The organism is Streptomyces sp. NPDC058289 (genome assembly GCF_042880975.1).
In the GTDB taxonomy this organism is placed as follows: Bacteria; Actinomycetota; Actinomycetes; order Streptomycetales; family Streptomycetaceae; genus Streptomyces; species Streptomyces stoeckheimensis.
Map to the genome: position 1 here is coordinate 148,397 of NZ_JBHVYI010000003.1, position 26,647 is coordinate 175,043.

Consider the following 26,647-nt stretch of genomic DNA (forward strand, 5'->3'; position numbering starts at 1 on the left):
ATACAGGTCAGAGGAGCCGGTGAGCTGGTGAAGGGGCTATGACGTTATCCCGTTGAAAGCTGTCATTAATGCCACTGGGGCAAGGGGCGCAGGGCCCATAGCGTCAAGGGCGAGCCCGGACCGGCACGGACCGGGCCGCCGCACGTGGAGGAACCCTTCATGCACGCCCAGATCGTCCTGTTCGACGGCTTCGATCCACTCGACGTCATCGCCCCCTACGAGGTCCTCTACGCCGGGGGCACCGCATCCGGCGGCGCGGTGAGCGTGGAGCTGGTCTCCGCCGAAGGGCCGCGCGAGGTGGTCAGCGGCACCGGGGGCCTGGTGCTGCGTGCCACGGGCGCCCTGGACCCCGGCCGTGCGGGCCTGGTCCTGGTTCCCGGCGCCTCGGGCCGTGTCGGAGAACCCGGCGAGGTCCCGGACCTCGACGCGGGCGAGGGGCAGTGGCGGCAGGACGAGTTCATCCCCGTCCTGATCGGGCGCACCCTGGCCACCGAACTGCCCGCGCTGCTCGAGGCGGCGATGGCCGACCCGCGGATGACGGTCGCCGCGGTGTGCGGCGGCTCGCTCGTCCTGGCCATGGCCGGCCTGCTGGAGGGCCGCCACGCCACCACCCACCATCTGGGCCTGGACATGCTCGACGCCACCGGCGTCCGCGCCGTGCGCGCCCGCCTCGTCGACGACGGGGACCTCGTCACCGGCGCCGGTGTCACCTCCGGGCTCGACCTGGGCCTGTACCTGCTGGAGCGGGAGGTGGGCCCGAGGATCGCGCAGGCCGTGGAGGAACTGTTCGCCCACGAACGCCGCGGCACCGTCTGGCGCGAGCGGGGCCCGGCCCCCGTCGGCTTCTGACCGGCGCACCCCCGCCCCGCACCCGGTACGTGTCCCCCGTTCGCCCCGCACCCGGTACGTGTCCCCCCGCTCGCCCCGCACCTCTAGGAAGAACCACAGCATGTCCGTTGAAGGAACCTGGGACCTGACCGTCTCCACGCCCATCGGCCGGATCAACGCCGTAGTCGAGCTCTTGCGCCAGGACGGCGTCCTGACCGGGATCGCCCGAGGGGCGGGAGAAGAGGTCCCCCTGGACGACCTCACCCTCGCTCTCGACGTCGACGGTGACCGCCTCACCTGGAAGCAGGCCGTCACCAAGCCGATGCGCCTGAACCTGGCCTTCGCCGTGACGGTGACCGGCGACGTCCTGGCCGGAACCTCCAAGGCAGGCCGCCTCCCTGCGTCCAAGGTCACCGGCCGGCGCCGCGCCACCGGCGTCCGGACGGACGCGGAGCCGCGCCCGTGACGAAGCTCTTCCTCTCCCTCCACGTCCTGGCCGCCGTGCTGGCCATCGGGCCGGTCGCCGTCGCCGCGAGCATGTTCCCCGCGGCGCTGCGCCGCGCCCACGGCGCATCGGCTGCCGGCGCCCCGGGCGACCGCGACGCTCTCGCGAACCTGCGGATGCTGCACCGCGTGTGCCGTGTCTACGCGGCCGTCGGCACCGCGGTTCCCGTCCTCGGGTTCGTCACGGCCGACAGTCTGGGAGTCCTCGGCAGCGGGTGGCTGATCGTCTCGATCGTGCTGACCACCGCCGCGGCCGCCGTCCTCGCCCTGCTGATCCTCCCGGGCCAGGACGCCGCCCTCATCGCCCTGCAGGAGCAGGAGCAGGAGCAGGAGCAGGAGCCGGAGCCGGAGCGGGGACCCGGTCCCGTTCCAGGTCCAGGTCCCGGTCCCGGTTCCGGTCACGCCGCCCGGTCCGCCGCTCGCCTCGCGATGCTCACCGGGGTCTTCAACCTGCTGTGGGCCACCGTGACCGTCCTGATGATCATCCGCCCGGGCTCCACCACGGGAGCCTGACGGTTCCGCTCTGCCGCCCGGGGCCTACGCCTCCCGGGCGGCGTAGGCCGCCCCGGCCGTCGCGAGGCGCCGGGCCAGTTCCCGTAGCCCGGCGGCATCCAGTACGTGGTCCCCGTAGCCCGGTACGGGTACGTGCAACGGGGCGGTCCAGGACTCCGGGACCGCCGCCGCGCCGTACCGTGCCCCGGCCAGGGTGCCGGTCACCGCCGCCACCGTGTCGGTGTCGCCGCCCAGGTCCACGGCGGTCCGTACGGCCTCCGCGAAGCCCGTCGTGGTGCGCAGCGCCCACACCGCCGAGCCCAGGCAGGGCCACACCGCTCCGTTGAACTCGGTGGCCAGGTCCGGATGCCAGTCCGGGGCCAGGACCCGCGCGTACCGCTCGCGGTGGTCCGGGTGCACCTGCTCCAGCGTCGCGGGCAGGGCGCCGAGCGGGTCACCGCCGTGCAGGGCCACGCGTACGAGCTCGTGCAGGACGGCCGTCCCTTCCCAGGCGGCCCGGTCCCCGTGGGTGAGCGCGGCGATCCGCCGGGCGGCGTCCATGGTCGCGTCCCGCCCGGAGGGAGCGAAGTACACCGCCGAGGTCGAGGCGCGCATCAGGGAACCGTTGCCCGCAGCCCGCGCGTTGATCTGGAAGTGCAGCGCGGCGGCCAGGTCCCACGGGTCGCCGCCGGTCAGCACGATCTCGGTCTGCAGCCCGATGTCCTTGGGGTCCCCGGCCGCCCAGCGCCGGAACCGGTCGAAGACGTCGGGGAGTTCCAGCCCGCCGCACTCCAGCAGGGATTCGCCGACCAGCACCGCCATCTGCGTGTCGTCGGTGGCCTCGCCCGGATCCCAGCCACCGCCGCCGCGCATCTCCTCGCCGCGGGCACCCAACTGCCCCGCGGGCCCGAACTCGTAGGGAGCGCCGAGCGCATCCCCGGCCGCCGAGCCGAGCACGGCGCCGACGGCACGGTCGATCCGGTCGGTTACGGGCTCTCCTCCTTCGGTCCGGGTTGCCCGCGGTCCAGCACGCCGCGGGCGAAGGCGTCCAGGTCGTCCAGCCCGGCCGCGGCCAGGGTGGCCGGGGCGCCCGTCAGGAGGTGGAGGACGGCTCCGTGCAGAGCGAGCGTGAGGGCGCGGGCCTGCTCCGGACCGGCCGGCAGACCGGCGGAGGCCAGCAGGTGCCCGAACGCCGCGAAGTCCGCCGCCGCGATCGGGTCCAGCAGCGCGGCCAGCCACGGTCGCCGGGTCGCCTCCACCTGGAGCTCCAGGTACGCCACGACGCGCGGCCGGCCGGCTCCGGCCGTATCGCGGAGCAGTCCGGCGAGCAGCGCGGCGAGTCCGGCCCGGTCGCCGGGCCCGGGGCCGGCCCCGGCGAGGCGGGCGGCGAGTGCCCTGTACTGCTCCAGGCAGCGCTCGGCGACCGCGCGCAGCAGTGCGTCGCGGGTCGGGAAGTAGTTCTTGGAGGTGCCGAGCGGCACGTCGGCCGCCGCGTCGACGGCCCGGTGCGTCAAGCCCCGCCCGCCCGCCTGTGCGAGCACCTCGATGGCCGCGTCGCGCAGCCGGTCCCTTCGGTCCTGGTTCACCTTGCCAGCTTAACCACGCCCGTGGTACCACAGTTGTGGCACCACAGCTGTGGTGGTTGAGTAGGGGCGACTCGAACGAGGGGTGTGCCATGGGCGTGAGCGCGGGGGCCAAGGGTGCGGAGAGGGGCTCCGCGGTGGTCGTCGGCGCCGGGGTCGGGGGTCTCGCCACCGCCATCGGCCTGCGACGGGCCGGATGGGCGGTGGCCGTTCTGGAGCGCCGGGCCGAGCCGGAGCGGTACGGAACCGCCTTCGGCGTCCACCCCACGGCCCAGGCTGCCCTGGACCGGCTCGGCCTCGGCGGAGCGCTCCGCGAGCGAGCGGTCCCGTACCGCGACGGGCTGATCCGGCGCCCCGACGGCCGGGTGCTGGCCGCCCTCCCGCTGGAGCGGATCGAACGCAAGGCGGGCCGCCCCGAACTCCTCATCTCACGGCCCTACTTGATGGACGCGCTCCTCGCCGAGCTCGCACGGCTCGGCGGCACGGAGGTCGCGTACGGCCGGGCTTACGAGGCTTCGGCCGCTCGGGGCGCCGACCTCCTCGTCGGCGCCGACGGGATCAACAGCGCGGTCCGCGCCGCTCGCTTCGAGGGCGGGAGCCGGCCGCGCGAGCTCGGCTCCACGGCCTGGATCGGCACCGCCGGTTTCGAGACCGGTGTCTACGGCGAGACCTGGGGCCGGGGCCGCTTCTTCGGGATGACCCCGGTCGAACCCGGTCGCACCAACTGGTACGCCACCGTTCCCGAGGCCACCACGGCCGAGGAACTACGGGGCGCTTTCGCCGACTGGCACGACCCCATCCCGCGCGTGCTCGCCGACACCGACCCACAGACCTGGATCCGGTACCGGATGCGCCACCTCCACCCGGCGCTGCCCTCGTTCATCCGCACGGCCGGGCCCGGACCGGTCGCGCTCGTCGGCGACGCGGCCCACGCCATGACCCCGAACCTCGGCCAGGGCGCCTGCACCGCGCTCCTCGACGCGGAGGCCCTCACCCGGGCCGTCGCCGCCCACGGCCCGGGCAGCCTGCCCGCCGCACTGCGTGCGTACGAGGGCGAGCGCCGCCGCAGCGCCCAGCGGGTGGCATTCGGCTCCCGGACCCTGCACCGCTTCATGACCGTCCGCCGCCCGGCCCTGCGCGACGCGCTCGTGGGCCTGCTGCCCGGTTAGCCCGCCCCGGTTGGCCCGCCCCGGTCGGCCCGCCCCGCCGAGGCCGGCCTCGGCGCCCCCTGACACCTCTGCTGCCTCGTCGTCCGTCATGGCCGTGACCGCAGAACCTCGCGTGCGATTCGCGTCGAGAGGCCGGTGGCGGCCCTGCGGAACGTGAGTACGCTGCTACACATGACGGGTCACCCGCCGGGGCCGCTCTGGACGGGCCGGGCCTCCAACCGTGTGCAGTGGCTGCTCGCCGGAGCCGGTGCGGCCTTTCTGGCGCTCGGGATCGAGATCGCCGTCGACCACGCCTGGGACGCCGGCATCGTCGCGATGCTCATGGCGGTGATCGGCTGTCTCGCCGCGGGCCTGCTCATCCTCTTCGGCACCCTCGCCTTCGTGCACGCCGCCGTCACCGTCGACGCCGAGGCCGTCGAGGTGCGCTGCGGGCACATCGGGCTGCCGCGCCGCAGGATCCGCCTCACGGAGGTGGAGGCCGCCGAGTACCTGCCCCGGATCACCCCCCAGCAGTGGGGCGGCTGGGGCTACCGCTGGCGCCCCGAGCGCGGCACCGCCGTCATCGTCCGGCGCGGCGAGGGTCTGGAGCTCCGGCTCGGCGACGGCAAGCTGTTCACCGTCACGGTCGACGACGCGGAGAACGCGGTCCGTGTGATCCGCACCCATCTGCGCGCCCTGGCCCACTGACTCCGCCACCGGCACAGCGAGGGGACGTACACTCCGCCAGATGAGCACCAGTGCGACCCGCGCGGCCGGGAACGATGCCGGGAACGAAGCCGGGAACGATGCCGGGAACGACCAAGGGCAGGGGTCGGTGCGGGAGGCCGTGGCGGGTTCGCCCATCCGGCGGCGGTGGGCCGGACGGCTCGCGCGGCCCGCGTGCGCCGTGCTCTCCGGAGTGCTCCTCTACCTCAGCTTCCCGCCCCGCCCCCTGTGGTGGCTGGCCCCCCTCGCCCTCGCCCTGCTCGGCTGGTGCCTCTACGGGCGCCGCGCGCGGGCCGGTTTCGGCCTCGGCGTGCTGCACGGCCTCGGCTTCCTGCTGCCGCTGCTCGTCTGGACCGGCGAGGGCGTCGGCCCGGTGCCGTGGCTGGCGCTCGTCACCCTCGAATCCCTGCTGATCGGCCTCACCACCCTCGGCATCGCCCTCGTCAGCCGGCTCCCCGGCTGGCCGCTGTGGGGCGCCGCCGTCTGGATCGCCGGCGAGGCACTGCGCGCCCGGGCCCCCTTCGGCGGTTTCCCCTGGGGCAAGCTCGCCTTCGGCCAGCCCGACGGGGTCTTCCTGCCGCTCGCCGCGCTCGGCGGCACCCCGCTGCTCTCCTTCGCCGTGGCCCTGTGCGGATTCGGGCTGTACGAGGTGCTGCGCGTCGGCGCCGACACCCGGCGGGCCACCGCCGCGCTGCTCGCCGCCACTGCCGTGGCCGCCCCGCTCGCCGGGGCGCTGGCCGCCCGGCCGCTCGTCTCCGACGCCGCCGAGGACGGCACCGTGGTGGCCGCCGTCATCCAGGGCAACGTCCCGCGCGCCGGATTCGACTTCAACGCCCAGCGCCGACAGGTCCTGGACAACCACGCCAACCGCACGATCCAGCTCGCCCAGGACATCAAGCTCGGCAAGGTGGCGAAACCGGACTTCGTCGTCTGGCCGGAGAACTCCTCCGACATCGACCCGTACGCCGAGCCCGATGCCTACGCCGTCATCGACAACGCGGTCAAGACCATCGGGGTGCCCGTCGCCATCGGCTCCGTGCTGGCCCCGGAGACCGGCCCGCTGCGCAACACGATGATCCTGTGGGACCCGGTCAAGGGCCCCGTCGAGACCTATGACAAGCGCAAGATCCAGCCCTTCGGCGAGCGCATCCCGATGCGCTCCTTCGTCCGGCTCTTCAGCTCCGACGTGGACCGGGTGCGGCGCGACTTCGGCCCCGGCAAGGAGCCCGGGGTCTTCGACATGGCGGGCAGCGGGGTCGGCATGGTCACCTGCTACGAGGCCGCCTTCGACGACGCCGTCCGCTCCACCGTCCAGGCCGGAGCCCAGGTCATCGCCGTGCCCAGCAACAACGCCACCTTCGGCCGCACCGAGATGACCTACCAGCAGCTCGCCATGGACCGGGTGCGGGCCGTGGAGCACAGCCGGACGGTCCTGGTGCCCGTCACCAGCGGGGTCAGCGCCGTGATCCGCCCCGACGGCAAGATCGTGCAGCAGACGAAGATGTTCACGGCCGACGCCCTGGTCGCCGAGATCCCGCTGCGCTCCACGCAGACCCCGGCCACCCGCTTCGGCCCGCTCGCCGAGTACCTCGTTCTGGCCGTGGCCCTGGCCGGACTCGGCTGGTCGTTCGCCCGCCGTTTCGCCCGGTCCGGCCGGTCTTCATAGGGTTGGGGAATGACCACACCTGACTTCATCCGCACCCTGCGCGCCACCGCCGGTCACCAGTTGCTGCTGCTGCCCGGGGTGACCGCCATCGTCGTCGACGACGAGGGGCGGGTCCTGCTGGGCCGGCGCGCCGACACCGGGCGCTGGTCGGTGGTCGGCGGGATCGCCGAACCGGGGGAGCAGCCGGCCGAGACGGCGGTGCGCGAGGTGTACGAGGAGACGGCGGTGCGGTGCGTACCGGAGCGCGTGGTGCTGGTGCAGATGCTCCCGGCGATGACCTATCCGAACGGGGACGTCTGCCAGTTCCAGGACATCACCTTCCGCTGCCGGGCCACGGGCGGGGAGGCGCGGGTCAACGACAACGAGTCGCTGGAGGTGGCCTGGTTCGCCCCGGACGCGCTGCCGGAGCCGCTGGAGTCCTTCGCCGTCGACCGGATCCGCCAGGCCCTGCGCGACGAGCCGACCTGGTTCGAGGCCGCCGACGCGGCGGCCCTCGGCCTCTGACCGCCCGGGCCCCGGCGGGCCGGGCTCAGCCGTTGTCGGCCGCCTCGCGGTACAGCTCCACCGCCCGGTCGCCCATGACCGCGCTGTACGAGACCTCCGGCACGGTCCCGCCGCCCTCGTAGCCCCCGAGGACGCCCGCCAGGGCGCCGTCGACGAGCCACGGGCTGCCACTGGTGCCGCCGCTGAGGTCCGGGCACTCGATGCGGCGCTGGGTCTCGGAGAACAGGGTCGTCGCGTTGGCGCAGTACAGCGGGGACTCTTCGCGGCTCGGGTAGCCCACGATGGACACCCTGGCATCGGCCGGCTGCTCCGCCGCGACCGGGAAACCCCCGACGAGGTCCTCCAGCTGCCGTCCGTCCAGCGGGGCCACCGTCGCGAAGGCGATGTCGGCGTCCGGGTCCTCGCCGTCCGTCCAGCTCGGGGCCGCGTACATGCCGGTGAGCTTCCACAGGCCGTACGGGGCTTCGCCGTCGCGGTAGCCGGGGGCGAAGTAGGTGGTGTCCAGGCTGCCCAGACAGTGCGCGGCGGTGGCGATCACATCACGGTCCTCGCTGCGCACCACGGACGCGGTGCAGAAGTGGCCGCCGTGGAGGCCGCCCGCGAACAGCGCGCCGACCCGCGCGGACGTCGCATCGGCCGCGGCCGTGCTCGTGACTCCGAGCGGCGGCTCGGCGAGCGCGTCGGGGAGGTCCACACCGATCAGGGCCGTCATCACGGCCGGCGCGAGCAGGACCCTGGAAGCGCGCCGGCCACGGGCACGGGCGCGGGGGCGGCGGTCCGGTCGGGAGGAAAGGCGCTGGATCATGCTCCGAGCCTGCCGGGGGAACCTGTGACCGGAACCGGGGAATCCGTGTGAATCCGCTGTGAATCGCCCCGCGGCGGCTGCGCGGCCCGGCGACCGGATGGGCGCCGCCCGTTGGCCGCGGGCGCCGGGATATGAGGTAGTCGGGGGAAGGCCGGTCACCCCGAGGCGGAGGGCTCAGCGTGCGGGTACTCAGCTCCGTCGCCGGGTTCCTCGTGGTCCTCGGCACCTTCGTATCGGTCACCCAGGCCCTGGTGACGCCCCGGGCCATGCGCTCGAGGCTGCCGCGGATCGTGCGCGTCCTGATCCGCGCCCCGTACCAGTTCGTCGCCGACCGGATGCCCACCGAACAGCTCAAGGACCGCGTCCTGGCCCCGGCCGCACCGGTCGCGATGCTGTTCCTGCTGGTGATCTGGCTGCTGCTGTTCCTCCTCGGCTACGGGCTCCTGGAACACGGAGTCTCCGACCTGCCGCTCACCGTCGCCCTGCGCGAAGCCGGCTCCTCCGTCCTCACCCTCGGCTTCGCCGGCGTCGACCGCGGCCGGTTGACCGCCGTGGACTTCTGCGCCGCGGCCACCGGCCCCATCGTCATCGGCCTCCAGATCGGCTACCTCCCGACCCTCTACGCCGCCTACGCCCGCCGGGAAGCCGAGGTCAGCCTGCTGCGCATCCGCGGCGGCGTACCGTCCTGGGGGCCGCAGCTGCTGGCCCGCCACGCCCAGGTCGACCTGGCGGACACCCTGCCCGACCTGTTCCGGGACTGGGAGCGCTGGTCCGCGGAAGTCAGCGAGAGCCACACCAACCACCCCGGGCTGATCCACTTCCGCTCGCCGAGCTGGGAGCGGAACTGGCTGATCAGCCTCCTCGCCGTCCTGGACGCCGCCGCGCTCCACCTGGCCTTCAACCCCACGGCCCCGCAGACCCAGATGCGCGTGACCCTGCACGCGGGCTTCAACTGCCTGCGCGACCTGGCCCACGAGGAGGGCATCGCCTACGACCCCGATCCGCTGCCGGAGGACCCCATCGAGCTGACCTACGAGGAGTTCCTCGAGGGGGTCGTACGGATGCGCGAGCGCGGGGTGACCATGGCGCGCGACCCGGAGCAGGCCTGGCCGCACTTCCGCGGCTGGCGCGTCAACTACGAGGCGGTGGCCTACGCCCTGGCCTACCGCATCGACGCGGTTCCCGCACCGTGGTCCGGACCTCGCCGCCGGGGCGGCGGCCCCCTCGAGGTCCCCACCCCGGTGGACCGCAAGCCGGTGGACGGTTAGCCGGTGGATGGATGGCCGGTGGATGGATGGCCGGTGGGCGGATGGCCGCATAGGCCCTCCGGCGTCAGCCGCGCCGCTCGTACACCGTCACCCGGCGGCCGCGGACCTGCCGGTCCTCCACCACGGTGAACTCCGCCCGCAGGACGGCCGCCTTCGCCCGGTCCGCCGGGGAGCCCGAGGGCTTCGCCGCCTTCCCCGAGTCCGTCACCAGGAGGACCCGCCGCTGCTCCCGCAGGGCCGCCGAGATCCGTGCCGGGTCGGCCTCCTCGCCCTTCAGGGTCCCCGACTCCGCGGGGCCCCTGGACAGGGCGATGTCCTTCAGGCCGGTGAACGCCCCGGGCGAGACCAGCGCGGTGTCCCGCCGGGCCGCCGGGACGAAGAGCACCGCGTCGCCGTCCCGCTTCAGCACGGACACCTCCCCGGCCACCGCGAGTACGTCGTCCACCCGGCTGGCCGGGGACCTGTCGGCCAGGGCCACGGGCAGCAGGGCCACCGCCGAAACCGCGACCACGGCCGGCACGAGCGCGCCCGACGCCCTCGGGTACCGGGGCGCGAGGGCCCGTACGGCCGCGCCCAGCGCCGCACCGATCAGCAGGGCCAGACCCAGCATGGAGAACAGCACGTACCGGTCCAGGAACAGCGGCTGGACCAGGGAGGCGGCGGCCAGCCCCAGCAGGGGCACCGCCAGCAGCGGCAGTCCGACCGAGGCCGCCGTCAACCGGGCCGGGAGACCGGTGCGCGGTCCGCTCAGGCGGTCCGCCCACGCACCCAGCGCGCCGACGGCCAGCAGGACGCCCGGGCCGATCATCATGTGCCAGGTCAGCGGCGGTATCCAGGAGACCTGCCCGGACTGCGTCCGGCTGAACAGGATCAGCGGCAGCGCCCCCGCCACGGCCGCAGCCGAGGCGAGCAGCCAGGGCGCCACGACACCGCGCCGGGCCCGCGCCCACCACAGGGTGACCGCGTGGGCGGGCAGGATCAGCAGGGAGAACCAGTTCAGCAGGGCGCAGACCAGCACGAGAGCCCCGTACGCCGTCCAGCGCGGCAGGATCCGCCGCCCGGGACCGGCTCCGTCGCCGGCTCCCGTGCCCGCGATCAGCGAGACGAGCAGCAAGGTCGACAGCCCGGCCCCGCCCGCGATCAGCGCGTACGACCGGCCCTCCTGGAGCTGGAACTGCACGGCCGGCAGCAGCCCGAGGGTCAGCCCGCCGCCCAGCCCCGCCCACGGGCCCGCCAGCCGGCGCCCGATCAGCGCCACACAGCCGGCGGCGACCGCCACCGCCAGCACCGAGGGCAGGCGCAGGGTGGTCGTGCTCGCCCCGAACACCTCGAAGAGCAGGTGCATCAGCAGGTAGTACAGGCCGTGGACCGCGTCCACGTTGCCGAGCAGGTGCCAGATCTCACCGGGGGAGCGCTCCGCCACCTGCCAGGTCGCCGCTTCGTCCCGCCACACGCTGTTCTGCCGGGAGAGCCCCCACATTCCGAGCGACAGCGTCCAGAGGACCGGAACCAGCCACACGAGATACGGCCGTCGGACACCGGTGGATATGTGGGAACTCATGAAGGCGTACGGATCCTCGGGCAGCTGTTCGGGCGGAAAGCACCAGTCTATGGACGATACGGAGGGTTCCCGGACCGGCTGTTGTGCACGACGGAGCGTGATCAAGCGGCCCGCCCGCCCCTAGCCTCGCGGCAGCAAGGTGCGCAACAGGCACGGAGCAGGCACGCAGGAGCACGAACGAGGGGCGGTACCCGGTGAACTGGCTGATCCACGACTACCGCGAGAGCGATCTCGCGGCCGTTGTCCATCTGATCGACACCACGGCCGAACTCGGCCAGGAGTCGGTCTTCTCACTCGCCGAATGCATCAGCGCCCTCACCGACCGGCAGCCCTGCGTGGTCGCCGTCCACCAGGGCGTCCCCATCGGCGCCGCCCTCGCCTGCGTCACCGGCGAACGCGCCTGGGTCATGCGCATCGCCATCGCCTCCGGCTGGCGCGGCCGGGGCCTGGCCAGCGCACTGCTCGTGGAGCTGGAGCGACGGCTGATCGCCGCCCGCGTCGGGCGCATCGCGTACGTCCTGCCCGAGGAGGACCTGCTCGGCGAGGGACTGCTCAACGCCGGCTACACCCGGCAGCCCGCCGTCGCCTACTTCGAGAAGACCGAGCCGCTGCACGGCCCGGCCGCCGGTCTCCTGGACGACCTCGGCGGCCGCTTCCTGCCGAGCGACCTGTGGGCCAAGGTCGCCGGCATGGAGACGGAGAAGGACCTCATCGAGCGGCGCGTGGTGCTGCCGCTCGCCGAGCCCGAGCGGGCCGCCGCGCACGGGGTGCGGCCGCCGCGCGCCATCACCCTCTTCGGCCCGCCCGGCACCGGCAAGACCACCTTCGCCCGGGCCATCGCCTCCCGGCTCGGCTGGCCCTTCGTGGAACTGCTGCCCTCCCGCCTCGCCGACGAGGGCAACCTCGCGGCCGCGCTGCGCGACGCGTTCGCCCGCATCGCCGAGCTGGAAAGGGTGCTCGTCTTCATCGACGAGGTCGAGGAGATCGCGCCCGTGCGCACCGAGCCCGCCCAGCCCGGCGGGATCCACGGCGTGACCAACGAGCTGCTCAAACTGATACCCGGCTTCCGCGAGGGCGACGAACGGCTGCTGGTCTGCGCGACCAACTCCATCCGCTCCCTCGACCCGGCCTTCCTGCGCCCCGGCCGCTTCGACTACCTGATCCCGATCGGCACCCCGGACCCGGGCGCCCGCGCCGCGATCTGGGGCCGGTACACGGAGGGCCGTCCCGATGTGGACGTGGCGGCGCTGGTCGCGGCGAGCGAACTGTTCACCCCGGCCGACATCGAGCACGCGGCGCGGATCGCCGCGCAGGTGTCCTTCGAGCGGGACCTGGAGGCGGTGGGCGCGCGCGGCGCGGCGGCGGCCCAGCTGGGCGCCAGCACGGAGGACTACCTGGCGGCGGTGGCACAGTGCCGGCCGACGGTGACCCCGGCGATGACGGGAGAGTTCGCGGCGGACATCACCGCGCACGCCCGCTTCTGACGGGGAGGCGCCCGGAAGGGAGCCGCCCGAGCTGCCTGCACGCCACGGACGGGCAGGCAGAAATGGCCCGCAGCCACTCCCCAAAGCGGCTGCGGGCCTCCCGCGCGGACTTGGCATCCGTGCGGGACGGCCACGTTCCTTTGGGGTGTATCGCCGGCTGGAACGTGGCTGCAAGGGTGCCGTGAGGGCCGCATCCCTGATGCCCTCGCCAACACATTCGAGTCAACCAGGGACGGGGGTGGCTGCGCCTCGGCCGCACGGCCACGATCGCCCCGGCCGGAAGGACCGGTCCGCGGGCCCGGGCCGTTGGCCGAAAGGAGGACCGGGGTCAGCGGGTGTCTTGTCGATCGGGCCGCAGGGCGCTCGGTGATCCGGCTGCCCGCTCCCTCTAGGGCCTGTCGTCAAACTCCCTTCTGCGGGCGACGACGGGGGTTTGACGACAGGCCCTAGGGGCGGCAGCGGTACGTGAACTCCGCCGCGGCCGTGCGCCCTACCGGCGAGACGAGCTCGAGCTCGGCCTTCGCGGGGTAGGTGCCCGCGCCCTGGAAGGTCCACAGCAGGTGCAGCCGGGCCTCGTTCCGGCCGCTCGGCACCCGCTCGCTGAGCTGCTCGGAGCGCGTGCCGTCACTGCGCAGCCAGCGGTACGTGAGGACCCCCGGCCGCCCGTTGGTCCGTACGACGGCCACCACGTCGGCGGTCCCGTCGCAGCCGGGCCCCCCGGCCTCGGCAGCATCGGTGGACACCACCAGGTCCCGGACCTCCAGGGCCGGGCCGTAGCGCTGCCAGCCCAGGTAGCAGAGCACCCCGATCAGGACCACGGCGGCCAGGGTGTAGCGCCGCCACTCGCTCCGCCGGCGGGGGGCCGGAGCGGCGTACAGCGGGAACGGCACGGGCAGCGCGGCCGTCACCCCCGGTCCGAAGCGCAGGACCGAACCCTCGACCCGGTCGGGCACGGCACCGACCGGTACGTCGAACCGCGCGGTCGGGCCGGTCCGTTCGGTCCCGCCGGCGAGGCCGAGCCGCCGGGTCCGTTCCGTGCCCTGGGGCGGCCCGGTGATCCAGTGGCTGCCGAGCACGGTGGCGCTGTAGTCGTCGTCGCCCTGCGGGGCGTGGGGATCGCTCATGCCGGCTTGCACCCCCGGATGTAGATGCTCTGGACGGAACTCTGGTTGGCGGCGGCCGGCTGCGTGGTGGCGCGGACGCTCCAGTAGCAGCCGGCGCCCTGCGCGAAGGTGTGCGCGAGGGTTTGCGTACCGGGACTCCCGGCTCCGAACGCGACCGTCTGGCGGCCGTCGGGCACGGTCAGGGCGCCCTTGTCGTCACCGGTGAACCACTCGACGACCAGGGTGTACGGACCCGCGCCGTCGCTTTCGACGGAGAAGGCGGCCTCGGTGGTGCCCGGGGCCGTCTGCCGGAAGGAGGTGACGTTCACCGCGGAGATCTTGACCTTCGGCGACGGGGTCGGGGTCGGCGTGGGGGTCGCGGACGGGCTCGGGGGCTTGGTCACCGTCCAGCTCGGCTTCGGTGTCGGCGTAGGCGTGGGGGTCGGCATCGTGTAGCTCGGACTCGGACTCGGGCTCGCCGACGGCGACGCGGACGGTGTCGGTGTCGCCGTGGCCGTCGGCGACGTGGAAAGGCTCGGTCCGGGCGCCGCGCTGGCCGGGCCAGGCGCCGACGCGCTCGACGTCGCGAAGGCGTTGAGCGCCATCGCGCCGCCGGGCTCGGAGCCCACCGCCTGGTAGCCGAGTACGGCCACCAGCCCGAGCACGAGCGCCGCACCGGCCGCGAGCAGCCCGCGCCCGCCCGGTGACCAGCCCGGGGGAGGCGGCGGCAGGACCGTGGTGGCCAGCGCGGTGGCGCCCTGCGCCGGGGCGCCGGCCGAGGGGAACAGCAGGGGCAGCAGGGCCGCCAGCGCGGCCAGCTTGCGCTGTCCGCGCTCCTCCCACTGGGGCCCGTACGCCGCCAGGGCCACCGCCTCCAGCTCCGCCACGAACGCCTCGGCGTTCTCGGGCCGTTGTTCGGGGGCCTTCGCCAGTCCCCGCCGGATCAGCGGGCGCACCGGCTCGGGCGCCTCGGTCTCCGGGACCGGAGCCTCGATGTGCTGGACCGCGAGCTCCGCGAAGTTCTGCCCGTCGTACGGCTTGCGGCCGGTCAGGCATTCGAAGAAGGTCGCCGTCGCCGCGTACACGTCGGCCTCGGGCGACGCGGGCCGGCCCTGCCACTGCTCCGGGGCCATGTACGCGGGGGTGCCCGCCGCGCCGGGCGTCGTGCCCAGGGGGGTGGCGATCCCGAAGTCCACCAGCTTGGAGGTCCCGTCCGCCGCCACCAGGACGTTCGCCGGCTTGTAGTCCCGGTGGACCACACCGGCCCGGTGGGCGTCGGCCAGCCCCAACAGGGATCCCTTCAGGAGCACCAGCGCCGCTTCCGGTCCGGTCCGCCCGCACTGCTTGAGCAGGGCGTTCAGCGGGATGCCGTCCACGAGCTCCATGACGATCGCGGCGCCGCCGGGCGCCTCGACGTACTCGTACAGCCCGACCACGTAGGGGGAGCGCAGGGCGCCGAGCAGTTGGGCCTCCGCCCGGAACTCCCGGACGAAGACCGGGTTCTCGAGCATCCGGTCGTTCAGGTACTTCACCGCGACGGCCGTGCCGGTGACCTCGTGGACCGCGAGGACCACACGGCCGCTGGCGCCCGAACCGAGCTCGCGGACCTCCGAGTAACCGGGAACCGACCACACGCCGTTCATGCCTTCCCCCTTGCCGTGGCGTGACCGCGCCCCGGAGCCGCTCCTTCCAGGGGACCGGCCATCACCTGGGACACATTTCCGCCACGGCCGGTTCCCTGTCGAGGGGCCGGGCGTCAGGCCGCCGCGGCCCGCGCCCCGATCATGGAGTGCAACCGGTCGGCCGCCGCCCGTCCGAACTCCGGATCGTTGATGTGGGTGTCGTAGTCGTGGATGCGGGCGGTGCTGCCCCGCAGCCCGTCGCGCAGTGCCGAGAACAGCGCCCCGTCGGCGTCGGGGTCGTGGTAGGGCCCGCCTGGCGCGCCGAGCGTGGACAGTCCGCGCAGGGGAACGCAGACGGCCGTGGGGCCGGTGGCCGCACGGAGTTTGGCGGCGACCCGGCGGCCGAGTTCGGTGCACTCGGCCTCGGTCGTACGGATCACCGTGATCGAGGGGTTGTGGACGCGGACCCGGCGGTACCGGACCCGTTCGGGCAGGCTCTCCATCGGGCCGAACTTCACCATGTCCAGCGCGCCCAGGCTCACCACCTGCGGTATCCCGGCCCGCCCGGCGGCGCTGAGCCGGTCGGGCCCGGCGGTCAGGATGCCGCCGCACAGATCGTCGGCGAGCTCGCTGAGCGTGAGGTCGAGGACGCCCGCGAAGACCCCCTGGCCGGCCAGGGTCTCCAGGGTCCGGCCGCCGGTGCCGCTGACGTGGAAGACCAGTACCTCGTAGCCCAGTTCGGTCAGCCGCTCCCGGGCCGCGTCCACGCCGATCGTGGTCACGCCCGCCATGCTCGCCGCGATCAGCGGCCGCGGCCCCGAGCCCAGCAGGGCCGGCCGCCGCAACTCCATGGCGGAGCGGGCGAAGGACTCGGCCATCCCGGCCACGGCCGCGACGGCATTGGCCAGGACCGGCGCCGAGATGCTGTTGATCCCCGCGATGTCCACGACGCTGTACATCATCGTGATGTCCGCCGATCCGACGTACGGGGCCACGTCCCCGGACGCCATGGAGGAGACCATCACCTTCGGAACGCCGAGCGGCAGGGCGCGCATCGCCCGCGTGGCGATGGAGGTCCCGCCGCTGCCCCCGATCGCGAGGACTCCGTGCAGCCGGCCTTCGGCGTGCAGGCGTAACAGGGTCGCTTCCGCGCCCCGGGCCATCGTGGTCACGGCCGCACCCCGGTCGGCGGCCGCGCGCAGTTCGGACAGTTCCGTTCCCGCGGCCCGCGCCACCGCTTCGCGCGGTACGTCGGCGGGCACCCGGGGCTCGTTCATGATTCCTGTGTCGACCGTGATCACTTCGACGCCGGCGCGCAGCAGCCTCTCGCGCAACCAGCCGTACTCCACACCCTTGGTGTCCAGGGTTCCCACCAGCACGACGTTCGTCATACGTGCAATGTCCATGCAGATGGGGTTTGTTGGCAAGTAAAGGTCAGGTCAACCCTCGTTCGCCAGAACGCCCAACAGCCGTTCCAGGAAGGGGATCTGAGACACCACCAGCTTGGTTCTGGCCACCGCGGGAACGAACCACTCCACCCGGTCCAGTTCGGGGAACTCCTCCGTCCGCCCCGACTTCGGAGGCCACTCCATGGTGAAGGTGCCGGGCACGGCGAGGGCCGGATCCAGGTCCGCGCGCACCGCCCAGACGGTCACGAGCTTCCCGCCGACCATCCGCACCTCGCCCAGCGGCAGGTACGGACCCTCCGGCGGGGGCAGCCCGATCTCCTCCGTGAACTCCCGGCGGGCGGCGTCGCGCGGGGTCTCGTCGGGCCCGTACTCGCCCTTCGGGATCGACCAGGCACCCGCGTCGCGGCGCTCCCAGAGCGGGCCGCCCATGTGGCCGAGCAAGATCTCCACCTCGGCGCCGGGGTGCCGGCGGAACAGGAGCAGTCCGGCGCTGCGTTTCGCGGTCATGGCCCCATCCCTACCCCGTCCGGGCGCGGCTCAGGCAGCGGCTCAGACGGCGGCTCAGTGGTCGTGCGGGCCCTGCCGGTGGACCGGGCCGTGGGCGTCCGCGCAGTGCGTGTCGGCCCGGTCCTCGCCGGGGCGGCCGACCGTGAGGAGGGAGTCCTGGGCGTGGTCCACCTGGAGGGTGGTGTGCGTGATCCCGTACTCCTTCGCGAGCAGGGCCTCCAGGTCGCGGCGTACGGCGTGGCAGTCGCCCTCCGGCGCCACCAGCACGTGCGCGGACAGGGCGGCCTGCCCGGAGGTGATGGTCCAGATGTGCAGGTCGTGGACCTCCGTGACCGGAGGTTGGCCGACCAGGCGGTCGCCGACCGTGTCCGGGTCCACGTGGGCCGGGGCGGCCTCCAGCAGGATCCTGCCGGACTCGCGGACCAGTCCGTAGCCCGCCTTGACCATCAGGACGACCACGACGAGCGAGGCGATCGAGTCGGCCTGCCGGAACCCGGTGGTGAGCACGATCAGGCCCGCGACGGCGGTGCCGATGAAGGCGAACAGGTCGTTGAGGATGTGCTGGTAGGCGCCCTCGACGGCCAGGGACGTGCGGTTCGCCTTCGAGATGCACCAGGCCGCCGCGATGTTGACGACGATGCCCGCGAGCGCCGTCACCAGCACCAGCCCGCCCTCCACGGGCGGCGGATCCAGCAGTCGCCGTACGGCCTCGTACGCCAGCCAGACCGCCAGCAGCAGCAGGGTGAGGCCGTTGGCCTGCGCGGAGAGTATCTCCGCGCGCTTGAGGCCGTACGTGAAACCACCGCGCGCCGGCCGGGCGGCCAGCCGCATCGCGATCAGCGCGAGGACGATCGAGACGGCGTCCGTCAGCATGTGCGCGGCGTCGGAGATCAGGGCCAGGGAGTGCGCCAGGACGCCGATGACCACCTCGATGGCCATGAAGCCGGTGATCAGGCCGAGGGCGATGCCGAGCCAGCGCCGGTCCGCGTCGGCGGCGACCCCGTGGCTGTGACCGGCGTGACCGTGACCGTTGTGACCGTCGTGGCCGACGGTGCCGTGGTCGTGCGGCGCGTGATCGTGCGCGCTCATGGTGTCCCCCGTGGGTCGTGGCGGATCGCTTGCGCGTTCCGCTTCGCCTGAAGTGAAGCGCACCTCGGGACGATGGGCAAAGGCTGCAACGGGGACCGTTGTCATTACCCATAAGGCCAGCCTGACCTGCGGTTATGCCGGGCGCGCCGGATCGTGGGAAAATCGCCCCATGGCCCAGCGCCCCGGTGTGCCGAACGCGCCAGAGCTCCTCCTGGAAACGGACGGGGGCTCCACGGCGATGAGCCCGCGCCGGACGTACCACGTCGGCCGGGACCCCCTCTGCGAGATCTGCCTCGACGACGCCCGCGTCTCCTGGCACCACGCGATCCTGCGTCCGGACGGCGACCACTGGACCCTGGAGGACGAGGACAGCACCAACGGCACGTGGGTCGACGGCCACCGCGTCCGCGAGTGGGCGGTCGGCGTCGGCAGCGAACTGCGCTTCGGCAGCGCCGCCGACGGACCGCGCGTCCGCTTCGCCGAACCCGCCGCCGCCCGGCCCTCCTCGGTCTCCCGCCCGGACATGACCAGCACCTTCCGGCAGCCGACCTCGGTCCGCCCGCTGGCCCCCCAGGCCGCCGTCCGCATCGGCCGCGCCCCCGACAACGACTTCGTCATCGACGACCTCGTCGTCTCCCGCCACCACGCCGAACTGCGCGCCCGCCCCGACGGCAGGTACGAGATCGTGGACCTCGGCAGCCACAACGGCACGTACCTCAACGGCGCCCGCCTCACCGGGGCCGCCGCCATCGGCGAGGGCGACATCGTCGGCATCGGCCACTCCGCCTTCTGCCTGGTCGGCGACCAGCTCCAGGAGTACGTGGACACCGGCGAGGTCTCCCTCGACGTCCAAGATCTCCGCGTGGCCGTCGACCACGGCCGCAAGACCCTCCTCGACGGCGTCTCCTTCCCCGTCGGCGCCACCACCCTGCTCGCGGTGGTCGGCCCCAGCGGCGCCGGCAAGTCCACCCTGCTCGGTGCGCTGACCGGCCTGCGCCCGGCCGACAACGGCACCGTCCTCTACGACGGCCGCGACCTCTACCGGGACTACGCCGAGCTGCGCAGCCGCATCGGCCTCGTCCCGCAGGACGACATCCTGCACGCCCAGCTCACCGTGCGCCGCGCCCTCGTCTACGCCGCCGAGCTGCGCTTCCCGCAGGACACCGCCAAGGCCGAACGCGAGGCCCGGGTCGACGAGGTCATCGGCGAACTCGGCCTCCAGCAGCGCGCCGACCAGCCCATCCACAGCCTCTCCGGCGGCCAGCGCAAACGCGTCTCCGTCGCCCTGGAACTGCTGACCAAGCCCTCCCTGCTCTTCCTGGACGAACCCACCTCCGGGCTCGACCCGGGCATGGACCGCTCCGTGATGAACATGCTGCGCGGCCTCGCCGACGACGGCCGCACGGTCATCGTCGTCACCCACAGCGTGCTCAACCTGAGCGTCTGCGACCGCCTCCTGGTCCTCGCACCCGGCGGCCGCATCGCCTACTACGGGCCTCCGGACGAGGCCCTCGATTTCTTCGGCTTCGACCAGTGGCCCGAGGCCTTCGAAGCCTTCGAGAACGAGCGCGATCGCGACTGGGCCGGGGAGCACCGCGCCTCGCCGCTGCACCGCCGCTACGTCGACGTCGCCGGTCGGGTCCCGCTCGCGGGGGCCGACGACAGGGCCGCGGGCGTCGCGCCGAAGCCGCCGCCCAAGGCGCAGAGCTGGGGCTCGCAGCTCTCCACCCTGATCCGCCGGTACGCCGCCGTGCTCAGCGCCGACCGCACCTTCCTGATCATCATGGTCGCCCTGCCGTTCGTCATGGGCGCCATGGCCCGGGCCCTGGCCGGCAGCGAACTCACCGCGGAGACGGCGCTCAACGCCCTGTTCATCCTGTGCGTGGGCGGGGTCCTGACCGGAGCCGCCAACGCCGTCCGTGAACTGGTCAAGGAACGCGTCATCTACCAGCGCGAACGCGCCGTGGGGCTCTCCAGATCGGCCTACCTGATGTCCAAGGTGGTGGTCCTCGGCGCCATCACCGTCGGTCAGGCCGTGGTCCTCACCCTGGTCGGCCTCGCCGGGGTCAAGACCAACGCCCCCGGCGGCAAGGGCCTCTTCCTGCCCCCGCTGATCGAGATCACCTTCGTCGTCGCCCTGCTGTCCGTCACCGCCATGGTGCTCGGACTGCTGATCTCCGCCCTGGTGTCCAAGGAAGAGGTCACCATGCCGCTGCTGGTCCTGCTCACCATCGTGCAGGTCGTCTTCTGCGGCTCCCTGCTGAAGCTCACCGGGGTCCTCGTCATCGAACAGTTCGCCTGGTTCGTGCCCGCCCGCTGGGCCATGGGCGCGATGTCGGCCACCATCGACCTCGGCGCCATCGTCCCCGGCAAGATCACGCAGGACCCGATGTTCGACCACAAGCCCCGCTTGTGGCTCACGGAGGTGGGGATGCTCGTCGCCCTGTCCGTGCTGTTCGGCGTACTCGTGGGCCGGGTACTGCGCCGCCACGAGCCGACCATCATGCGGAAGTAGCCGCGATGACCAGCCCCGGCCAAGCCGCGGACTTCCGGCCCACCCACATCGTTCCGCAGGACGGACTCCCCGCGTGGGAGACCCCGGACCTGTCGCGCCCGACGGTGGCGCTCGACGCCTTCCTCCCCGTACGGCTGCTGTCCCGGCGCGGGGAATGGGGGGAGATCCTGTGCGCCAACGGATGGTCCGCCTGGGTGGACGGACGCCTGCTCCTGGCCGTGCCGCAGCCCCCGCCGACCGGCGGGCGCCCGCTGACGCGCGTCGAGGACCCGCAGCCGCTGCTCACGCGGTGCGCCGAGGAACTGGAACGCTACCGGCGGGCCGTCACCGACTTCGCGTCCGGGCGGCTCGACCCCGAATCCTTCCGGCGGTCCCTGCGGGGACTGCGCGTCGGCGTCGTCGTCGACGGGGAGGCCGTGTGGCTCTACGACGAGACGGCGGGACGGTGGATGTACGGGGACGGGAGCCGCCTGGCCACCTACGCGGTCGTCGCGGGACCCGGTGCCCCGGCCGCGCCGCAGACGCCGCCGCAGGAAGCCGACACCGAGGGCCATGGCGACGTACGAGATGTTCCGCACGAGCCCACGAAGATCGTGGAGCTGCCCCGGCCGGAGGCGGGCTGATGGGCTCCGATCCGGCTGCGGAGCCGTTCCGCGGGCGGGAGTCCGACCTGCGGGGGCGGCGGATCGCCGGGTACGTGGTGGAGGCCGAGATCGGACGCGGGGGGATGGCGGTCGTCTACCGCGCGCACGACGTACGACTGGACCGGACGGTCGCGCTGAAGCTCCTCGCGCCCGAACTGGCGCGCAACGACGTCTTCCGGCAGCGGTTCGCGCACGAGTCGAAGGTGGCGGCGGCCATCGACCACCCGCACATCGTGCCCGTCTTCGAGGCGGGGGAGACCGACGGGATGCTGTACATCGCCATGCGGTACGTGCCCGGCCAGGACCTGCGGGCCATGCTGGACCGGACGGGCCCGCTGCCCGTGGAGGCGGCGGCCCGGATCGCCGGCCAGGTCGCCTCGGCCCTGGACGCGGCGCACGCCCACGACCTGGTGCACCGGGACGTGAAGCCCGGCAACATCCTGGTCGCCGGCGGCACCGACAGCGAACACCCCGAGCACGTCTACCTGACCGACTTCGGACTGACGAAGAAGTCGCTGTCGCTGACCGGGTTCACGAGCGTCGGGCAGTTCGTCGGGACCCTGGACTACGTGGCGCCCGAGCAGATCGCCGGGAAACCGGTCGACGGCCGGTGCGACGTCTACAGCCTGGGGTGCGTGGTCTACGAGACCCTGGCCGGCGGCCCGCCCTTCGAGCGCGACGACGACATGGCGCTGCTCTGGGCCCACCAGTACGATCCGCCGCCGCCGGTGTCCTCGCGGCGGGAAGGCCTCCCGCCGGGGGTGGACGAGGTGCTGGCACGGGCCCTCGCGAAGGCGCCCGAGGACCGGTGGGGGAGCTGCCTGGAGTTCACGGGGGCGCTGCGGCAAGCGGGTGCGGGGGAGGGCGCGGGCCCCGGCGCGGCGGCGTTCGTCCGAGCGCCCGCCCGCGCGCCTGCCCGGGCGGCCTCCGACGGGCCGCCACCACCGCCGCCCAGGTGGGCGCTGCCGGTGTTCTAGCCCTTGTTCTCGCCCTGGTCGCGGGAGGGCGTGCACACGACGTGGGCCGTGACCTCGGCGTGTGCGGCCGAGGCGTACCAGCCCCTGCGGCCCTCCGCGTCGACGACGGGGTGGGAGGCCAGGACGGTGTGCCGCAGGGTGCCGTCGCGGCCGTGGTCCCAGTGGGTGGTGGAGTACCCGCCGGACTGCACGGCCGTGCCGCGCGGACAGAACACTTTGCTGACGGACACCGCCTGCGCGGAGCTGTCCTTGCGGCCGGTGTCGCCGGAGAGGTGGCGGGCGCCGGGGCCGGTCGCCTGGGTGGGCAGGGCGGTGGAGAGGGTCAGGGCCAGCGCGGAGAGGGCGATCAGGCCTGCGGCGTGAAGCGGCCGGAACAGGCCTTTGGTCATGTTCACGGAGACGAGCGTGTCATGCGGAAACGATCCCCCGATGAGCCGATTTGCGTCCGTTCACTCGAACGGCGCAACGGGTTGTCGGGGTGGGGGTGCTGGTGCTGGTGCGGGCGCAGGTACGGCACAGGGGCGGCGCAGGGCGGGTGGTGGCCGGTGCGGCCGGTGCGGGCGGCCTGGTCAGCGGGCGGCGGGGCCGGCGGGACCGGCCGCCTCGGCGGGGGTCCGGCGGCCGGGTTCGTCCCGGCGGCGGGGGAACAGGGCGCCGAGGAAACCCGCCACGGCGCCCGCGAGGAAGGCGAGTCCGACCGTGCGCCAGAGCAGCGGGCGCAGCTCCACGTTGCCGCTGAGGTCGTCCACGTCGCCCAGGCCCAGCAGGGAGAGGCCGAACTGGGCCTGGATCCGGGCCAGCAGGCAGACCACCAGGGTGGCCAGGGCCATGGCGACGGCCAGGTGGAGGGCGTGCTGCCAGGGGCGGACGTGCGCGGGCGAGCGGGCGGCGGCCAGGGCGCCGGCGGCGAGCAGGAGGACGACGGCCAGTACGACGAGCCACCACGCCCGGGAGTCCCGCTCGGCGAGCGAGGCCACGTCGATGGTGGACAGGTCCGAGGCCGCGCCGGAGCCCTGGCCGGTGACGCGCAGCACCTCGTCCAGGACCTGCGGTACGGGCAGCCCGAACGGCCCCTCGACCCTGCCCTCCCAGGCCCCGCCGAAGCCGAGGGTCAGGGCGGGCCAGACCAGGTTGGGCAGGCCCAGCAGGATCACCGCCAGGGTGCGGTCCGCGTGCCCCTGGGTCCCCGCCACGACCAGGCCGACGCCGATCCCGAGGACGACGTACGCGAGGAGCAGCGCGACCACGGCGAAGGCCGCAGGCCGCACCGCCGCGTGGAAGCGGACCAGCCCCGTCGGGAGCGGTGCGCGCCGGGACATCAGCAGGGAGATCAGCAACAGGCCCAGGATCCACAGCAGTCCGTAGCCGAGGCTGGCGGGGATCGCGGGCTCGAAGCCCACCGTCGGGCCGGCGTCGAGGACTTCGCCGATGTCGCCGAGGACCGAATCGCCGGTCGAAACCGCGAAGTTCTGGCGGGACAGCAGGGCGACGCCGGTCAGCGCCGCCAGCCAGAGGAGCACCAAGGGCACGGCGCGGGCGATGAGTTCGCGCACACCCGCCACCGCACGGTTGTGCAGGGGGCGCAGGAAGAGCCAGCCGGTGGTCAGTGCGCCGGCCAGGCTGACGGAGAGGGGGAGTACGGACAGGCTCGCGTCGGCTCCCGCCAGGAAGCCGGCCCCGCCCGTGACGTCGACCGATCCGCCCGCGGCCATCAGGACGACGGCGGCCACGACGTGCGGGAACGCGCCGCCGGGCAGATCGCCGGCGCCGGCGAGGGCGAGCCCCGCGGCGGCCACGACGGCCATCACCGCGAAGCCCGCGAGGACCGCGACGAGGGCGTCGCGCCAGGCTCGCGCGGGCGGTGCCGTTGTAGGGCTCACCCTGCCACCGTAGGCAGCTCCGCTTGCGGCCACCACCCGGACGGCGCACACAATGGTCGCCAGGAGTGCACGAAATCCGGAGATTTCCGCTGATGACCCGCGGAAGTTCCATAACGGAACGTCCACGGAGCAACGACCGAACGGACCGAAGGGTCCGCAGCGGAACGTCCACAGGGGACCGGAACCCCCTCCGCCTGGGAAGAAGAGCCCGTGACCACTCAACCCTCCGGCCAGCAGCCGCCGTGGCCGACACAGCCGTCACAGCCGCCCTCGCAGCCGCCGTCGTCTTCGTCCGGGCGCCCCACGGGCCCACCGTCCGGGCCCCTCTCCGGGGGCCGGGAAGGGCCCCCGCCACCCCCGCCGCCGGCCCCTCCCGGAGGATCCGGCAGCGGGGTGCCCCCCGGGCCCCCCGAGCCCCCGCACAAGCCCTGGTGGCGCTCCGTACCGCGGCTCGCCACCACGATCGTCGCCATCGCCGCCGCGGTGACCCTGGCCGTCGTCCTGACCAGGCCCAGCGGGGGTGGGGGTACCACCACCTCCGCCGGCAACGAGGTCTTCCTGCAGCCCGCGGCGGCCTCCGGGCCCGACCCCTTCACCGAGTCCACCGCGGCCAAGCAGGCCACGGCGCCGCCCGAGAGCCCGCCGCCGTCGACGCCGGAGAAGAAGCCCGAATCGAAGCCCGGATCGAAGCCTCCGGAGAAGCCCCCGTCGGCCGCGGCAACCACGGCCACCCGTAGCGTCAGCGGCGCCTCGCCCGAGCTGTACGGGGGCACGCCGGACGTGCCCGCCTGCGACGTCGAGAAGCAGATCCGGGTCCTCTCGGCGCAGCCCTCCAAGAACGCCGCCTTCGCCTCGTCGCTCGGCATTGCGCCGACGGCCGTGCCGTCGTACCTGCGCTCGCTCACCCCGGTCCAGCTCCGGGTGGACACCCGGGTCTCCAACCACGGCTACGTGGACGGCCGCTCCACCACCTACCAGTCCGTGCTCCAGGCCGGGACCGCCGTGCTCGTGGACGACCGAGGGGTGCCGCGGGTGCGGTGCGCCTGCGGGAACCCGCTCGGGCCGCCGGTGGCGCTGAAGGCCAACCCGAAGCGGTTCGGGCAGCCTTGGACCTCGTACCAGCCCTCGCGGGTCGTGGTCATCGCGCCGTCCGTGACCATCGTGAACACCTTCGTGATCTACGACTACCACGGCAGCCGCTGGTACGAGCGTGACCGTGGCGACCACCGCGGCCGCCACGACAGGCCGATCCCGCCGCCGGTGATCCCGACCCCGATCTTCACCACCCCGCCGCCGTCCCCGACCTTCACGTCGCCGTCCCCGACGGTCACGTCGCCGTCCCCGACGGTCACTTCGCCCTCGCCGACGGTCACCTCCCCGTCGCCGACCTCGCCGTCCCCGTCGGTGTCGCCGTCCGAGTCGCCGTCGGAGTCCCCGTCGGTCTCGCCTTCGGAGTCGGCCTCGCAGTCCCCTTCCGAGTCCCCGTCCGAGTCACCTTCGGAGTCGGTGTCGGCGACGGTGACCGGGTCGGAGTCCCCCTCGGAGTCACCTTCCGAGTCGCCCTCCGTCGCACCGTCCAAGTCGGCCTCCACCTCTCCGTCCGCGGGCCGGACGTCACCGACGCCGTCCCCGTCGCCCTCGAAGAGCGCGGTGGCGCCGACGCCCTCGCGGAGCTCGGCGGCGCCGGAGCCCCCGGCGACCTCGGCGCGGCCCGAGCCGCCGAAGCCGACGCCCCCGCCGCTGATCTCGCCGGAGCCCGAACTCCCGCCCCCGCCGCCTCCGTCGACCCAGGCGCCCCCGCCGCCTCCGCCGCCTCCGCCGACCCAGGCGCCCCCGCCGCCGCCCCCGCCGGTTCCGGCCACCACACTGATCCCGCCGCCGCCCCCGCCCTCCCCGGTCGGGCCCGGAGACGGTATCGACCAGGGCTCGGACGGAGGTCCGGCCGGTAACAGCAACCAGTAGGAGTCCCGCCCGACACGAAGACCTCCCCGAGGGCCGATGGCCCTCGGGGAGGTCTGGTGACGCCGTCGTGCGGTGTTTCGGGCTTCGGCGTACATGAGCCGCCGACCGCCGGCCTGAGGCTCGGGGATCACAAAGGCATGGGGCTGGGGCTCAAGCCGGGAGGGGACGCAACTGGACCAGGGTGAGCCACGTCTGCGGATCGGACTCCACATGGGGAGGTTCTGCAGGGGGGAGTCGACCGGCGACCGGCCGGGTGAACCCGAGCAACGACCCCCCGCCCGGCCCGGGCCCCGAAAATTCGCGGGGCCTGCCAAAACCATTCCAATAAATTCAGGACGCAAACACAAACAACACAACCCCAGGCAATTTT

Annotated in this window: 23 protein-coding genes and 1 pseudogene; 13 read left to right on the forward strand and 11 right to left on the reverse strand. The window is 73.7% G+C overall.

The annotated features are described in order from the left end of the window. Positions 1-159 precede the first annotated feature (159 nt). From ACFVX6_RS02565 to ACFVX6_RS02575, 3 genes are all read left to right on the forward strand, one after another. Positions 160-849, forward strand: coding sequence for a DJ-1/PfpI family protein (locus ACFVX6_RS02565; protein ID WP_389687172.1), 690 nt, complete (start codon positions 160-162; stop codon positions 847-849). A 100-nt stretch (positions 850-949) separates the two neighbouring features. Beyond that, the gene (locus tag ACFVX6_RS02570; protein WP_389687174.1) at positions 950-1,294 is read left to right on the forward strand and encodes a hypothetical protein; all 345 of its coding nucleotides are present in this window, start codon (positions 950-952) and stop codon (positions 1,292-1,294) included. Continuing rightward, positions 1,291-1,845, forward strand: a complete 555-nt coding sequence (locus ACFVX6_RS02575) for a hypothetical protein (protein WP_389687176.1) — start codon at positions 1,291-1,293, stop codon at positions 1,843-1,845. Before ACFVX6_RS02570 ends, ACFVX6_RS02575 begins: the two co-directional genes overlap by 4 nt. Before the next feature lie 24 nt (positions 1,846-1,869). On the opposite strand, the gene ACFVX6_RS02580 is transcribed toward ACFVX6_RS02575, so the two are convergent. Both ACFVX6_RS02580 and ACFVX6_RS02585 read right to left on the reverse strand, forming a co-directional pair. Next, positions 1,870-2,781, reverse strand: a complete 912-nt coding sequence (locus ACFVX6_RS02580; protein ID WP_389687178.1) for an ADP-ribosylglycohydrolase family protein — start codon at positions 2,779-2,781, stop codon at positions 1,870-1,872. Between the two features lie 29 nt (positions 2,782-2,810). Next, a complete protein-coding gene (locus ACFVX6_RS02585) occupies positions 2,811-3,410 on the reverse strand; it encodes a TetR/AcrR family transcriptional regulator (protein WP_389687180.1) in 600 nt (199 codons plus the stop codon). Positions 3,411-3,499: 89 nt separating this feature from the next. Here ACFVX6_RS02585 and ACFVX6_RS02590 point away from each other — a divergent pair, with 89 nt between their 5' ends. The 4 genes from ACFVX6_RS02590 to ACFVX6_RS02605 all read left to right on the forward strand — a co-directional run bounded on the left by ACFVX6_RS02590 (position 3,500) and on the right by ACFVX6_RS02605 (position 7,451). Beyond that, entirely contained in the window at positions 3,500-4,576 is a 1,077-nt protein-coding gene (locus ACFVX6_RS02590; protein WP_389687182.1) for an FAD-dependent oxidoreductase, read from the forward strand. Between the two features lie 171 nt (positions 4,577-4,747). Next, complete coding sequence (locus ACFVX6_RS02595) at positions 4,748-5,263, forward strand: hypothetical protein (RefSeq protein ID WP_389687184.1); 516 nt, start codon at positions 4,748-4,750, stop codon at positions 5,261-5,263. Between the two features lie 40 nt (positions 5,264-5,303). Then, positions 5,304-6,947, forward strand: a complete 1,644-nt coding sequence (gene lnt, locus ACFVX6_RS02600) for an apolipoprotein N-acyltransferase (protein ID WP_389687186.1) — start codon at positions 5,304-5,306, stop codon at positions 6,945-6,947. A gap of 9 nt (positions 6,948-6,956) precedes the next feature. Further along, positions 6,957-7,451: an NUDIX domain-containing protein gene (locus ACFVX6_RS02605; protein ID WP_389687188.1), complete on the forward strand. Its 495-nt coding sequence runs from the start codon at positions 6,957-6,959 to the stop codon at positions 7,449-7,451. A gap of 25 nt (positions 7,452-7,476) precedes the next feature. Here the strand turns inward: ACFVX6_RS02605 and ACFVX6_RS02610 are convergent, their stop codons facing one another. Next, entirely contained in the window at positions 7,477-8,256 is a 780-nt protein-coding gene (locus tag ACFVX6_RS02610) for a trypsin-like serine peptidase (protein WP_389687190.1), read from the reverse strand. A gap of 179 nt (positions 8,257-8,435) precedes the next feature. Between ACFVX6_RS02610 and ACFVX6_RS02615 the strand changes: the two genes are divergently transcribed. Then, entirely contained in the window at positions 8,436-9,524 is a 1,089-nt protein-coding gene (locus tag ACFVX6_RS02615) for a hypothetical protein (protein WP_389687192.1), read from the forward strand. A gap of 64 nt (positions 9,525-9,588) precedes the next feature. Here the strand turns inward: ACFVX6_RS02615 and ACFVX6_RS02620 are convergent, their stop codons facing one another. Next, on the reverse strand, positions 9,589-11,085 hold the full coding sequence (locus tag ACFVX6_RS02620; protein ID WP_389687194.1) for a hypothetical protein: 1,497 nt from the start codon (positions 11,083-11,085) through the stop codon (positions 9,589-9,591). A gap of 194 nt (positions 11,086-11,279) precedes the next feature. Here ACFVX6_RS02620 and ACFVX6_RS02625 point away from each other — a divergent pair, with 194 nt between their 5' ends. Further along, on the forward strand, positions 11,280-12,569 hold the full coding sequence (locus ACFVX6_RS02625) for an ATP-binding protein (protein ID WP_389687196.1): 1,290 nt from the start codon (positions 11,280-11,282) through the stop codon (positions 12,567-12,569). 446 nt (positions 12,570-13,015) lie between these two features. Here ACFVX6_RS02625 and ACFVX6_RS02630 read toward each other — a convergent pair whose 3' ends face one another. From ACFVX6_RS02630 to ACFVX6_RS02650, 5 genes are all read right to left on the reverse strand, one after another. Continuing rightward, a complete protein-coding gene (locus tag ACFVX6_RS02630; protein WP_389687198.1) occupies positions 13,016-13,693 on the reverse strand; it encodes a hypothetical protein in 678 nt (225 codons plus the stop codon). Further along, on the reverse strand, positions 13,690-15,315 hold the full coding sequence (locus ACFVX6_RS02635; RefSeq protein ID WP_389687200.1) for a serine/threonine-protein kinase: 1,626 nt from the start codon (positions 15,313-15,315) through the stop codon (positions 13,690-13,692). The genes ACFVX6_RS02630 and ACFVX6_RS02635 overlap by 4 nt, the downstream gene beginning before the upstream one ends. 113 nt (positions 15,316-15,428) lie before the next feature. After that, a complete protein-coding gene (locus tag ACFVX6_RS02640; RefSeq protein ID WP_389687202.1) occupies positions 15,429-16,685 on the reverse strand; it encodes a Tm-1-like ATP-binding domain-containing protein in 1,257 nt (418 codons plus the stop codon). A gap of 48 nt (positions 16,686-16,733) precedes the next feature. Continuing rightward, positions 16,734-17,210, reverse strand: coding sequence for an NUDIX domain-containing protein (locus tag ACFVX6_RS02645; RefSeq protein ID WP_389687204.1), 477 nt, complete (start codon positions 17,208-17,210; stop codon positions 16,734-16,736). Between the two features lie 54 nt (positions 17,211-17,264). Next, positions 17,265-18,299 carry a cation diffusion facilitator family transporter gene (locus ACFVX6_RS02650; RefSeq protein WP_389687206.1) on the reverse strand — a complete coding sequence of 345 codons (1,035 nt, stop codon included), beginning with the start codon at positions 18,297-18,299 and terminating at the stop codon, positions 17,265-17,267. Positions 18,300-18,468: 169 nt separating this feature from the next. On the opposite strand from ACFVX6_RS02650, the gene ACFVX6_RS02655 reads away from it, so the two are divergent. Genes ACFVX6_RS02655 through ACFVX6_RS02665 form a run of 3 tightly spaced genes read left to right on the forward strand, consistent with a single transcriptional unit; the run spans position 18,469 to position 22,435 of the window. After that, positions 18,469-20,814 (forward strand): FHA domain-containing protein, encoded by a 2,346-nt coding sequence (locus ACFVX6_RS02655; RefSeq protein WP_389687208.1) that lies wholly within the window; start codon positions 18,469-18,471, stop codon positions 20,812-20,814. Between the two features lie 5 nt (positions 20,815-20,819). Continuing rightward, positions 20,820-21,437 (forward strand): hypothetical protein, encoded by a 618-nt coding sequence (locus ACFVX6_RS02660; protein WP_389687210.1) that lies wholly within the window; start codon positions 20,820-20,822, stop codon positions 21,435-21,437. Next, positions 21,437-22,435 (forward strand): serine/threonine-protein kinase, encoded by a 999-nt coding sequence (locus tag ACFVX6_RS02665; protein ID WP_389687212.1) that lies wholly within the window; start codon positions 21,437-21,439, stop codon positions 22,433-22,435. The genes ACFVX6_RS02660 and ACFVX6_RS02665 overlap by 1 nt, the downstream gene beginning before the upstream one ends. On the opposite strand, the gene ACFVX6_RS02670 is transcribed toward ACFVX6_RS02665, so the two are convergent. Together ACFVX6_RS02670 and ACFVX6_RS02675 are read right to left on the reverse strand one after the other, a co-directional pair. After that, complete coding sequence (locus ACFVX6_RS02670) at positions 22,432-22,830, reverse strand: hypothetical protein (RefSeq protein WP_389687214.1); 399 nt, start codon at positions 22,828-22,830, stop codon at positions 22,432-22,434. The two genes, ACFVX6_RS02665 and ACFVX6_RS02670, sit on opposite strands and share 4 nt — an antisense overlap. A 174-nt stretch (positions 22,831-23,004) precedes the next feature. Continuing rightward, complete coding sequence (locus ACFVX6_RS02675) at positions 23,005-24,315, reverse strand: streptophobe family protein (protein WP_389687216.1); 1,311 nt, start codon at positions 24,313-24,315, stop codon at positions 23,005-23,007. Between the two features lie 210 nt (positions 24,316-24,525). Between ACFVX6_RS02675 and ACFVX6_RS02680 the strand changes: the two are divergent. Beyond that, a pseudogene (locus tag ACFVX6_RS02680) lies at positions 24,526-25,869 on the forward strand (DUF6777 domain-containing protein); the annotation flags it as partial. Positions 25,870-26,647 lie beyond the last annotated feature (778 nt).